At 43.4% G+C, this 13,551-nt stretch carries 4 protein-coding genes; 1 reads left to right on the top strand and 3 read right to left on the bottom strand.

Annotated features, from left to right (window positions below):
* Positions 1–154 precede the first annotated feature (154 nt).
* Positions 155–1,255, bottom strand: a complete 1,101-nt coding sequence (locus I6E86_RS10770) for an ornithine cyclodeaminase (protein ID WP_197177457.1) — start codon at positions 1,253–1,255, stop codon at positions 155–157.
* A 168-nt stretch (positions 1,256–1,423) separates the two neighbouring features.
* Between I6E86_RS10770 and I6E86_RS10775 the strand changes: the two genes are divergently transcribed.
* Positions 1,424–1,855: an Lrp/AsnC family transcriptional regulator gene (locus I6E86_RS10775; protein WP_010199089.1), complete on the top strand. Its 432-nt coding sequence runs from the start codon at positions 1,424–1,426 to the stop codon at positions 1,853–1,855.
* A gap of 278 nt (positions 1,856–2,133) precedes the next feature.
* Here I6E86_RS10775 and I6E86_RS10780 read toward each other — a convergent pair whose 3' ends face one another.
* Together I6E86_RS10780 and I6E86_RS10785 are read right to left on the bottom strand one after the other, a co-directional pair.
* A complete protein-coding gene (locus I6E86_RS10780; protein WP_197177458.1) occupies positions 2,134–3,252 on the bottom strand; it encodes an L-dopachrome tautomerase-related protein in 1,119 nt (372 codons plus the stop codon).
* A 250-nt stretch (positions 3,253–3,502) separates the two neighbouring features.
* Complete coding sequence (locus tag I6E86_RS10785; RefSeq protein WP_320158535.1) at positions 3,503–13,381, bottom strand: VCBS domain-containing protein; 9,879 nt, start codon at positions 13,379–13,381, stop codon at positions 3,503–3,505.
* Between the last annotated feature and the right edge of the window lie 170 nt (positions 13,382–13,551).

Consider the following 13,551-nt stretch of genomic DNA (forward strand, 5'->3'; position numbering starts at 1 on the left):
ACGTAATAAACATATCTACAACTATCCAAGAGCCATACTAAATATAGAAAAAATTTAAAAAATAATGTTGGTTTTAAACGTTATAAAAAGTGAGAAAGGCTTATCATTTTCTTGTATTAATTACTGCTATATGAATAGCGATTGTATTAATCACTTACGACATAACCACAGACTCAGCTTCATTCGTCACTAGGCTATGATTTTTGCTATGGCCTTTCACTACCGAATATAAGTTTTTAGGGTCAGCTTGCTGAGGTATCAGATCTAAAATCTCATACCCGCCCTGCTTTTTGATCAAGTCGCGTAAAAATACCAACGCCGTAAAGTCTTCTGAGGCAAAACCAACGCCATCAAACACGATTAGATCATCAGCTGAGGTTCGAGCTTGCACTTCACCTTTGAGGATGCGATGAAATTCAGTAACAGGGAAGTCGCTTGATAGATTTTGAATCTCTCCCTCAATGCGTGTCTGAGGCTCAAACTCTACAATCACATGATCTGCTCGCATTAGTATGTTGCTATCTAGCTCTGTCTTACCAGGACAATCACCGCCTATCGCATTAATATAAACACCCTTTGTGATTATATCGTCGCGTAAGATAGTGGCATTGGTTTTGTCAGCCGTACAGGTAGTAATGATCTCTGCACCCAAAACCGCTTCTTCTAACGTGCGACAAACAATGATGTCCAAACCTGAGTCTGCAAGGTTGTCAGCCGTTTTTTGCGATGCCGCTGGATCAATATCATACAAACGAACTTCTGAGATACCCATAATGGCTTTCATACCCAAGGCTTGAAACTCAGACTGAGCACCGTTTCCTATTAGCGCCAGTTTTGTAACGCCTTTTGGCGCACAATGTTTGGCCAACATAGCTGATGTGGCAGCCGTACGTAATGCCGTCAGGATACACATCTCTGTCAGTAAAATAGGATAGCCATTTTCGACATCAGACAAGATACCCATCGCCGCTACGGTCTGTAGATTTCGTGTGGTATTAATCGGATGACCATTGACATACTTACAAGCAAACATCTCTCCATCGCTGACTGGCATCAACTCGATGACACCGTCTTTTGAATGCGAAGCAAAGCGAGAAGATTTTTCAAATTGATCCCAACGAAGATAATCTTGCTCTAAAGCATCCACTAGATCTGTAATGCATTGCTCAACGCCATAATCATGAATCATTTTAGCCATCGCTTGTACACTAACGAATGGCACGCCTTCCTTGGGTGATACGATAAACTTAGACATTAATGCTGTTCCTTTTCATGAATATTGTTTGTTGAACCGACAATTAATATGCTACCAATTATAATTGTCAGTTAAAATGTCAATAAGTTATTAAATATGGGTATATTTTTGATATATTGTTAGGTTCTGCTTAGCATAATGTCAAAATTCAATGAAGGAAGTATTTTTATGGCGTATTACACTTATGACTCTTTAGATAGCGAACTGATATCTGAACTGCGACAAGATGGTCGAGCAACCATCTCAAACCTTGCTAAAAAACTCAAAGTTTCTCGTGCCACTGTCCAAAACAGATTGGATAGACTGATGCATAACGGCGCTATTTTAGGATTTACGATTCGAGTGCATGAAGCATTAGATAAAGAGACTGTCAAAGCGATGATGATGATTGAAGTAACAGGAAAGTCTACGTCACAAGTGATTAGGAAATTACGAGGTATCCCGCAACTGATTAAGCTACATACAACCAATGGGGCGTGGGACTTGGTTGCAGAGATACACACTACAAGCTTGAGAGAATTTGACGAAGTGCTGCGTCAAGTCAGAGAGATTGATGGCATTCTGAATAGCGAAACTAGTGTTCTGCTTTCGAGTTTGTAATATATAGTCAGCGAACTGCTAAACTGGATACGGTGTCAGTCGCGCTTAGCCTACTAACCAAATTTAAAAAGCCCCAATCTGATGACTGGGGCTTTTTTGTGCCTGTAATATATAGGCAGTAGCAGAAAATATCCGCCTGTATCAATTCATAGTCATAGTTCTTAAATCAGCTTTACATTGCTGGAAAAAGTGATGCTGACCACAGCAACGGTGACCATTTTTAATGATACTTATCTATTAAAACTAGGTTGTAAAGTTAAAAATAACTGATGTTCGAATTAGTGCTTCCCTACCCACACTCTATAGATATGGTAAGGTGGCTGACCTTGATCGACAGTGCCAGTGAACGGCGGTGTTTTATGTAATTGGTTTACCGCAACGTATAACCAGCCATTGGTATCTAAAGACACGTTGTCAGGCCAATCAAATCGACTGTCTCGTACCAACGAGGTTAGCTGCCCTTTATTATTAAGCACATCTACGCCATTATCGTTTAAGTTGGTAAAGTAGTGGTTTCCATGACTGTCTGTAGTAGCACCATCAGATACGGGCTTGTCACCGACACGGATAATGCTATTGCCAATCTGTTTATCACTGGCTTTAGCTCTAAATAAGGTAGCATCTAAGCTATACCAAGATTTACCATTCATCGCGCCAAAATAAATCGTATTATTATCAGCTGACATCGTGATCGGATTTATGCCATTGTTTGTCGGCTGACCCCCTAGCATGATATCCACACCATTGATCACCATTTTTGCGCCAGCTTCGGGTTGTAAAGCGACGTGATTGCCAAAACGACGTATTTCATTGGTGTTCATATTAATAGCAATAATGGCTGGATTGGGGATATCGGCTAAATAAATAAATCCATTTTTTCTATCGACCACTAAATCTTGCACAAAGCTATTTTTTGGTGCGATGTCTATAGGTATGTCGATTTTGCTAATCAATGCACCGGTTTTAATATCAAAGCCCCAAACACGAGTTTTACCGATGTGCTGACCCATATCGACAATCCATAATCCACCTTGATTGTCTTTGGTGATACCTAGTGGCGTATCAATGGTTGCTTCACCATATTGGCCTTTAGGTGATTGAAATTTATTTGAAGGCCAAGGCTGATAACTGTTGGCGCCAGTCACTTCAAATAACTGCACGCCCTGCTCACCGTCGTTCGGATGCACGGTAGAAAACACCCGACCATCGCTAGTAGCCGTGACGTTACCTGGACGAATAGGTAAACCGATCACGTTTTCTATCTGTCCCACTGTCGCAACGTCGCTTTTTACTTTCGTCACGGGCTTTACTTGCGTCACGGACATAGTGTCGCGCTCAAATGAGCTACAGCCTGCTAGGACAGTAGCGACTAATCCAATAATAAAAATATTTTTCATCGTGAATTCCTGAATATTTAAAGAGGCCTATAGCGGCCCCTTTCTCTGATAGTTTCGATCTAATTAAAGGTGCTCATAGGGTTTTTACGGATTTGACAGCATAGGTCAGATCGCCAAAAATTAATTAACCAATCTATAAGCCTCGTACTTTCACATAACAAAAAGCCATAATAAATTATGGCTTCTTGTCATTTAAAGAGTAGATAGCAAATCAATAAATCCTAAAGCAATCAACTTTAAACCATCTTGTTTATAGTATGGTGATGTCATTATGGATATATAAGTTAACTGCTGGATCTATGGTGCTTTGATACTGAGTGTAGTCTGCTTGATCAGACACTTGCTGCGCCACAAAATCTGCGGTCAAAGATACCTCATCACCATTATTACCATTATTACCATTATTACCATTATCACCGTTAATAAATAGCTCATTATTGCTGTCGGTCATGGCGATGACGTCACTAGTACTGAGATTAATCAATGACTGCGCACCATTCCCAGTCATGTCAATTATTTCCATGTTATTAATCACGCTACTATCAAAGTCACCAAAGTCCATAGTGGTATTATCCACATTGATCAGTAGAGTATCAATACCATCACCACCATCCATCAAGGCATTGATAGCAGAGAATACTAGCGTATCATTGCCAGCGCCGCCTATTAGTGTATTGACACCAGTACTGCCATCGAGGAAGTCATCACCAGCGCCGCCAGTGATGCTATCATCGCCTGCACCAGAGTTTACAGTAGTGCTACTATTTGTGGTGGTGATAGTGTCGTTCTGCTCCCCTGTTTCGATAGCGACAGACTCACTCAGGTTCAGATCGGCAGTTTTTATCTCTTCGCTAGAGAAGACTTGCTCAGGGTCTGAGGTCTCGACAGTTTTGCCTGTATAAGTGATGGTGCCGTTATACGCTTGATACAAAATCTGTATATCGTTAATACTACTGCTAGGCACACCACTTAATACATAGCTACCCCCTACAAATTCAACAGATACCCCATCGCCATCGTTATCGGCATTACGTAAGCCGATAACCTCTCCTGTGTCGCCAATCCTAAATAGCATGGACTCGTCGAAGGGTTTGCCATCTTCAGGAGTAATCGTCAATGTTAATGTCTCACTGCCGCCTTCATCAATACCATTGCCATCGGTGTCTTCCATCTTAGCATTGGTATTTAACTCGACCCATGTATAGGCCTTGCCAGCTGAGTTTTGCGGGGTTAACTCAACACCATCAGCTATTGGGTTAAATACTAGATCTACGGTCGTGGTGTCACCCTGTAGGCCGTCTGTACTTAATACTGAAATAACTGCGCTACTCGTACCGCTATAATTCTCTGGTGCTTGGATAAATATTTCAGGCGTCGGATTTGTCTCGGTACTTGGCAAGCTCCACGACCCTGTCCCTGTTTTGTTGGCTATGACGATATCTCCACCATCATTGACATAGTATACGGTAAAGTTATCATTGACATTATTAAGTATGAAGGTCGCAGGCTGATCATCTTCATCAGTTTGTACGGTGTCATACACGATACTAACGACATTGATATCAGTATCGGCACCGATCTCGCCCTGATCTTCATCTACAGTTAAGTTTGACGCGGCCTCATTGACGACGAATAGCAAAGGATCAGGGCCTTTTTCCACAGTAACTTCAAAATCTTTGCGTGATACTAGCGTGGTTGTGTCATGATCTGGGATATCTGTCGTTTCCTTATGCACTACATACGCCTCAATCACAGTCGCGCCATCTTCGTTCCGTTCAGGAATGAAATTGAAGTTAGCAGACGCAGGATTGTTTGCGCCTACTGGCAATACAAAATACTCCCCTACAGGCAATCCTGCAGGATTAGTAGCTGTAGCTAAAGGCACGCCATTAGAGTCCTCAAGCGTACCGTTGATGCTGGCATTGTTAGCGAACCGAAGATAGACACTACCACCTATAACTTCGACATTACCTACATCAGCAGTTTTGGTCAGATCTAACGTTAATGTCCTAGTCTCATCTTCTGCTATCACGATATTATCATCACTCTGTGGTGCTGTAGGATCGTCTTCATGAAAACCGAAGTAATCGGTAATGGGCAGCACAATCAAGGTACTGTCATTGGTGTCTGGATCACCTATTGGAAACTCTGGATCGGCTGCTGTCACAGTCTCAGAGTCGCCATTACTGTCAGTCGCTGTAAATGAGATATCTAAAGTAACTGCCTCACTTTGGTTGTTTGTACTGTAATCACTGGTGGGAACAAGCGTAATATCATTTAATATAGTAACAATATCAGCGTTTTCGATCGCATTGCCACTGATCAACCACGTATCACCCTGCTTGCTTATTGACACTTGTTGGTCAGAGCCATTGTAGCTCAATAGCACATCATCGGGTAAGTTGCCTATGGTAAAGGAGAAAGGCGCGGCGGCTTGATTAGCATACGCTACATCATTTAACGTAGCAGTGATATGATTACTCAAAGGCTCAGCCGCACCATCCTCAGTCAAAGTTATCGGCTGCACGATGAGATCTGCTACCAACTCAGGAGGCTCTTCCCCATTATCATTCGTACCTGTGACAAGCGTCAACTTAAAGGCTGCCCGTGCTAATTGCTCAACATCAGGTGCATCTTGATTGTAGGCGGTAACCGTAATAGGTACGTTCTCTGCATTATCTACATCATAACCCGCTTTTACACTGAACTTGATATCTATGCTCGCCGTAATAGACGTATTGATGGTTTCATCATCAAAGACGACGTACCAAGTGTCACTAGCTTTGATCGCGTCAACGAAGGTGCCATCACCATCAGCATCCACTTGTACCAAAATACCATCAGGCACACCGCCTACTTGCACTCGTGTAAACACCTCTGAACCATCTAAGTCTGGTGAGGTAAGAGTAACAGTTTTAATAAATTCATTATCAGCCGTATCGGCGTTAACGATATTAATGGTCTCTGAAGTCTCAATCTCAGCAAGATTGACCAATGATGGTTCATCAGTAATAGGCAACACGTCTACAACGAAGTCCGTCTCACGGGTTAGCGTTGTCTGATAGACGATATCTGCCGTCTCATTATTCGTAGCTCTGACGGTATCCGTCACTGTGTATTTGATGCCAAAGTCATAGACATCATTGCCTGATTTATGATTGACGAAACCAGACTGAGCACTGGCAGGCTCAGCTGGAATAGCAATGATACTCGCCTCAGGTAACGCACCCTCTGAATCGCGCTCGATGGTATAAAACCCAGCAGCATCAACTTCGGGGTTGGCACTTGTGATAACAACGCCGCCAACAGTGAGCTGAACGCCTAGTGCCTCAAGGTCAGTCAAGCTAATAGCCACACTGTCCAGCTCTTCAACGCCTGATGTCCAATTATCTGTGTTATCCGTACGCCTAAAGGCGCGCTCAAAGTCTAACGTGACAGACCCGTTTTCATTCTGCTCAGCAGTAGGATTGACCACATCATTATCAAGCGCATCCGGCTTAACAAAAATTTGCACAGGCTGGAGGTTTTGACTTGCCTCACTACCGCCTGTTTTCTCCGTACTGATGCCTTTGATATTGAAGTTAATCTCACCTGCGAAGTTATCTTCAGTTTTGAGTACTATCTCGCCACTGTTGATCGCTTCGTCAGTCACAACCCACTGTCTAGCAGTTCCTTCACCACCGATGAAGGTCACGTCGGATCCTTGCATGGTAAATCTATCATCGAGACCAGTGATGACATAGGTTACGACTTCAGAGCCATCATTGTCATAGGATCTGATATCCATTGGTGTCTGAAAAATAGTACTAAAGACTATCTCATTATCAGCAGCATCTAAGTCGCTTTCTTCAAGGATGACAGCATAGCTATCTGAGGTTTGACCATCATAATCAAAGGTAACTTCATTCAATTCATCATTGAGGATTTTGTCCGCGACTGTAGTAATCTTGATAGGTAATGCTAATGGTGTGCTAGGATCACTAATGTCTGCCCCATCAACCGATACACCACTGACTTGTAACGTATAGTCGTCATTACTGTTCAATGGCGGTATGAAAAACGGTACTTTATCGTTTTGGTAATCGGTGAGCGTGACCGACCATGTATCACCGATATTATCTACTGTGGCAATATCATTGACTGTGCCATAGTTTTGGTCGATCAAGACATAACCGCCGTTTGCACCATTAGCAGCATCCCACACATAGAGAGAGGCACCATCTGGTATCGCATCAATGGTGATATTAAAAGTTTCAGAACCATCTGTATCTTTGGACTGTGCCTTTATCTTAAGCTCGATACCCTCCTCTGGAGTATCAACAGTGTCAGCTGGCGTATAACCATCTATACCGGTTGGATTACCATTAGATCTACCCGCATCTTCCACTCCTTGAGCAGGTTGCACACTAAGCAGCACATCATCAGCAACAGGCGTCACAGTTAGGTAAAGAAAAGACTCGCCAGATACGACTTTATCTGTTGCGGTATCATCATCTTCATCATAGTCGATGGTGACCGCTTGCTCTTGAATACGTAGTTCCCCTGAATAATTATTAGGCGGAATAAATGCCAAGCTGCTAAGCCCAGCCACTGGTACGTCTACACCATTAGTACCTGCTGTGACAGTCTGCGTCTCACCTGCGATGTCATAACGGAATTGAGCACCGGTAGCGTTGACCCAGTCACCGTTCTCAGCTCTAATCTGAATGATCAGACGGGCAAAGGTCTCTTCTGAATCGATACTAACTGCGCTATGGCTTGGTTTACCAAAGTCAGTGCTATCGTCTTCATTTGACCAACCATTAAGCAAATTAAAGTTGGTATCACTCGGATCAGTCGATAAGTCGTACCAAACAGGCGCTGTGCTGCTAATACCGTCTTCATCACCGTCTTCAAATACTAGTGCGCTATAGGTATGGTCTGGGTTGAGAGTGACATCATTGCTATTGTCACCATCGCCATCGCTATCGATATCAGCACTCTCAGCCACTGGAGTGACCTCAATAGTGACATCAAAAGTTTCATTTTCAGTGATAGGGTTATCACTATCGACTGAACCATCAGTAGTCTCTACAAAATAGGTTAAGCTGATATCAGTACTACTATGCGCTGGCGGCGTGATAGTGTAGCCATCCAAATCAGTGACATCAAAACCGTAATAAGGCTCTTCATCTGTCAGATCTGCCGTTGTGATAAGCGTACCATTTAGAGAAATTTCGGCACCTGCAGTAATCAAATCATCAATTTGATCTTTCAAGATACCCACTATTGACAAGGTCTCACTACCATCTTGATCAGTAATGGTAAAGACTGAATCGCCAGCAGCATTTGTTGTAAATAGAGCAATCGCTGTATCCTCAGCCCCTGCCTGTGGATTCACTGCCGTCACATCGATGGTAGGATTGACCGTTATATTCAACTGTACAGAGGTTCGCTCGACCTGAATGCCCGGAGTAATATTTGCAGAATCGACATCGCGGTCTAGCGTATTTAACGTAAGCGTTGCCTCAATCACACCTGCAAAATCTGCTGGGGGCGTAAAGATAAAGCTTGGGTCCAGATCATCCGTCACCCGCGCTCTTGGCAGTGTGACTGTGCCATTAGTTACGGTATAGCTAGTACCATTGACCATCACTACCTGACCATTTAGTTCCGCCAGCCCTTCAATAGAATACCAATACCGCTCTGAGCCATCGGTATCTACAAATGTCTCATTCAACACAGATTGCAAATCTAAACTGCTGTCTTCGTTGATAACCGCATTGATCGTGTCGTTTTTGTCAATGCCATTATTGGGGTCGTCTGACAGAGTGATAGAAGTCGTACCAGGCGGGAGAGCCACAGGTTCTACTAAATCGATAACTGTCGTATCTGTCACCGCTTGCACATCAATGAGCATATCCACTGATGTGGTTTCTGCTATCAAGCTACCATCAGGATCGGCACTACTGGAGTCGTTAGGCTCTAGCGGATAAGGGACGCCATTTTCATCAACTTCATACTCAGTGACACTCATGGTCACTGTAAAGTTAGTAGCATCTTGCTCTGGGTGAGAGACGATTAACGATTCAAATTGGGCACTTGTCATCTCAACATCAGCCGTAAATTCACTATCGGCAATATGAGTGCCATCGGTGAGTTTAATCGTGACCGTACCATCATCTCCTGTGCGGGCGATAATAATCTGCTGAGTGCCGCTGCCATCAGTGTAAAATAGCTGCGCACCATCAGGAAATCCGCTTAAGGTAATCGCCCCAAAACGTTCGCTACGGTCAACAGATCCACCATTGATAGCATCATCGTTACTGACCTCATCTCCATTATCACCAATGATTGGTGCTATAAAGCCAAGCTGTGTCGATGAATCTTCTTCAACGTAGTTGGTATAAACACCATTAACGATATTAACTTCATCGTCAATAATGATAATAGGCGCATCGGCTACAGGATCTACTTCGATATTAACCTTACTGGTTAAGGTCTGTCCCCCAACTTGTGCACGCAGGTTAAACATCACACTATAGAAGTCATTAAACTCATTAGGGGTTTGCTCATAACTGCTAGGTCTGTCTGGTAAATCCACTCTGTCATTTGGCGTCGCGATAGAAGAATAATTCTCTTCTGGGACGAACTCGATTTGCCCATTGCCGATGTTTCTCAAACTACCAACGATGGCTGGGTTATCCGAATCATCGGTATTAATGGCATTGCCGTTGACATCAATATAAATAGATTGGCCACTTTGCAAATCTATCGATGACGATAGATCATAATTCAATATAGTGACCATACCGCCATCGAAGTTTTCAGCGGCATTGATTAATAATGCATCTCTACCGTTAGCTGCGGTGCTTTCATCTTCCGTAATATCCGCAAAATCATCTTCATTAATAGTAAAATTAAAATCTTCATTAAATACTCTATTTTCCACTTCGACATCGAACTGATCTTCAGCTATCGAGCCATCTTCATCAACAACTGCATAATCGAGATCAAATATAATATTGTCTAATCTACCGTCGTTATCGGCATCAATATTGTCGTGTTTGATCGTATCATAAAGGGTAGCGGTATAAGTCAGGGCATCTGCACTGGTATAGGGCAAGCCCTCAGGGTTGATCTCCACTTTGAATATGACATTGTTGTTAGGATTATCGACCGTATCCGCAATGAGCTCTCCGCGCTGGGTAGTCGATACATATAGGGTGCTATAATCTATTACGCCATCGACCTCAGCATAGCGGTAATAAAGTGGAAGGCCACTACTCTCAAAACGACCATTTATTAAGGTGCCATCACCCATGGTAAAGTAAATATCAGAGATATTATCCTCATTGCCAGTGACCGTAAATGCGGATTCGACTTTGACCACATAAGTGCTAGCAGTACCCGAATTAGGGAACAAATCACTCTCTTTTAAGATGACACTTTCATCGCTTTCGATAACCGGTGCGGTGTCTGTCACGCTTATGGGCTGCTCAGCAGCATCTGACACATCACCATCAGCATCGATTAGTGTGTAACTAAATGAGCCATCTTCTTGTGGATCAGGTAGAGGCGGCGCAGGAACACGGTTATCAATCGCTTTATTAGCGGCAAACGTCCAGCTGCCATCTTCATTAACCGTTAAGATACCTGTCGGCGTTTCAAGATCCACCCCAAACTCGGTAGAATCTTCAACCGCATTTCCGTCTTTATCTAAATAAGTAAAGTTATTGATTTTTAAATCCGCATCTGCACCTTTATCGTTATCAATCACATTACCCGTAAGTAACGTACTATCATCACCATCAACGTACGAGCCTTCCACCACACTTACAGGTGTATCATCTTTAGCCAGTACCTTATCATCTTCGATATTGACATTAAATTTTTGCACCGTAGCACTGTCTGTATCTTGAATTTCATATTTGACAGGTAAGGTGATTGTAACTCCATCAGTGTGATCTAGCTGACCTTGTAGCTCAAATACAAATGCTTGTGCATTCCCTGTACTATCCGTGGGATTGGTCAAAGTAATGGTAAACACACTATTACCTGTGGCACTACTAGCAACCACCGTATGACCATCATTGCTCACCTGGTAAGTCAATGGCTCACCATTGGACTCAAGCGCTAAGGCCTCTAGCCCTGCTGTGGTAACACCAGTAAATACCACATCGCTGATGTCATCTGCAGCTTTAGTGATACCAAGGTTACGCGTCGCTCGTAGCGCATCAGGCGTCGCATCGGTACCGTCAGTTAGATCATCTTCATTCAGCGTAACTTCAGGAATAAGTGCCGTGGGCTGCGTGTCATCCACTGTGATATTAAAATCAGCGGTACTGATATCACCATCGGCGTCTGTAATCGTATAAGAGATACTATCGATAATGCCATTTAGATTATCCGATGTATCATCCGATGTGTATGTCCACGTGCCATTTGCGTTAATAGTTAATGAACCATACTGGGTGTCAACAGCATTGCCTAGATCAGTTGAATTAACCTGTATTTGATTACCGCTTTCATTGGTATAAGTAAACCCTGTAATCGCGGTATTCTCTGTGCCTAGATCATCGTTGGTTAGTAAGTTTAGGGAAGTGGTATTCGACGATATGGTTTTACCGCCTTCAGTAACCTGAGCAATATCATCGACTGCTTGCGGCGTCGCATCCACACTGATAACCGTCGTCGTTATATTACTATCAGCATTATTTATATCAGTGACTGTCACTTCAATGATACGGTCTATTTCGCTAGGCGTAGCAGAGGTATTGGCAAAAGTGATGCCATCAATAGCAGACTGGTAGTCAGCTAAGCTTGCATTCCCACTCAATTCAATGCGGCTATTTCCTAACAATGTGGCTGCAATACCTGCCGGTAGAGCACCTTCATCAATGGCAATTAAATCGCCTGTTTGTGAGTTGGTTAATACAATAAGTGCACTGCCAATCGTATCGTTATTATCAATGTCGGCAATAGCGCTACTATCACTGATAGCAACGGGAACACCGCCCTCTTGGTAAGCCGTTGCATAATTGACAGTGGTATTACTATTACCAGAAACATCCAATGTTGGCGCGTCGTTGGTACCAGTTACGGTGATGGTTAGGGTTTGAGTAACCTCACCCACCTTATAAGTAAATACTTGTTCAATTACCTCCCTTTGGGCAAGGGCTTGTACTGTAGAACTGTCATTATTTAGAACATAGGTGTACGAGCCATCATTATTTAAAGTCAGCGCACCATAATCATTTGCATCGCTAGGTTGACTCTGTAAACTGACAGATGACTCAGTGCCGATTTCATCATTGGCTAGTACATTGCCAGTTGCGGTTAAAACACCATCTTCCTGTACAGTATTAACATCAGGTTTTAGATCAACGTCATCGACAACCTCTCCTGTGACACTGTTTTCGGTATCAATTTTGACAGACTCAAAGCCACTATTGGTACCATCAACAGAGCTTATTGCTAGCTGATAATTCTCGAAACCTTCTTTTAATTGATCATTTAATACCGTATTGGTCAGAATGATTTGATTACCAGTGCTGGCATTAAACGTCACCGTGGTCAGCTTGCTACTCGCATCAAAATCAGCCGCAGTGGTCTCATCGTTAACATAAGATAAATTAACCACGACACTGCCACCTACAGGTAATTCGACAGGCTGACCGTCAGCATCCACAAGCGATAGGGTGTGCGTCAGCGCAGCATTGTCTGCTTCTATTTGGCTGTCATCGCCTGTTAATTTGACATACACAATATCATTGCTATCAAGTCCACCCTCATTCGCGCTGTCGCCTGCATTGTTGCTGTCGATGGTGGTGGTGACGGTGTTGGTCGCCTCGTCACTAAAGTCAACCGCTTCAAATTCGTTGGCGCCAACACTAGTGATGGTGAGGCTGTAGTTTTCGCCATCGTCGGCAAGATAGTCATCTATGGTGTCAACGTTAAGCGCGGCGCTCGATTGTCCCGCGGGTATGGTGACCGTGATGGTTTGGGCATTGTTATATTCGGTGTCTGCGTCTTGGGTGCTGCCATTGTTAAAGGTGACGGTGACATCGGTGTCTTGAGTGACAATGACGGGGTTACCATCATTGTCTTTTAAGCTGACACTATAGTCTGCAGTATCGCCTTCAGTCACTGCCTCATCACCAGTAATGACAACATAAGTGATATCAATAACAGGAGTTACCGTGATCTCAACGGTGGCTGGCGCTGATGGTGCACCATCATCGTCAGTGGTGGTGAATTGGATGTCACTAACCGCACCATTGAAATTAGGTGCTGGGGTAAAGGTGACCGTCTCAGCTT

The organism is Psychrobacter sp. SWN149, assembly GCF_015864565.1.
Lineage (GTDB): Bacteria > Pseudomonadota > Gammaproteobacteria > Pseudomonadales > Moraxellaceae > Psychrobacter.

Coding starts and splice junctions, on each gene's coding strand:
- I6E86_RS10770 (WP_197177457.1), bottom strand. CDS start 1,255: ATGTCTAAGTTTATCGTATCACCCAAGGAAGGCGTGCCATTCGTTAGT.
- I6E86_RS10780 (WP_197177458.1), bottom strand. CDS start 3,252: ATGAAAAATATTTTTATTATTGGATTAGTCGCTACTGTCCTAGCAGGC.
- I6E86_RS10775 (WP_010199089.1), top strand. CDS start 1,424: ATGGCGTATTACACTTATGACTCTTTAGATAGCGAACTGATATCTGAA.